The 215-nt window shown below is 36.7% G+C and carries 1 protein-coding gene; it reads left to right on the top strand.

All coding sequences use genetic code 11. The annotated features are described in order from the left end of the window. On the top strand, nucleotides 1-215 hold a 215-nt coding region (locus V6255_RS18795; protein WP_341629464.1), incomplete at both ends, for a cytochrome d ubiquinol oxidase subunit II.

A 215-nucleotide genomic window follows, 5' to 3' on the forward strand; every position in this document is an offset into this window, starting at 1 on the left:
GCATGACAAAGAAGCGCAGCCATTTATTGCCTATCTTGGTTTATTTGTAGTCAGCTTCATCGGTATTCTTATTAGTTTTTATCCTTATATTATACCGCCAAGTTTAACCATCGTTGAAGCAGCTGCGCCTGTTTCTAGTTTAATGTTCGTACTAATGGGCACAATATTCTTAGTGCCACTTATTTTAATCTATTCCGGTTATGCATATTGGGTAT

Origin of the sequence: Psychromonas arctica (genome assembly GCF_038155225.1) — a bacterium.
GTDB classification, from domain to species: Bacteria; Pseudomonadota; Gammaproteobacteria; order Enterobacterales; family Psychromonadaceae; genus Psychromonas; species Psychromonas arctica_B.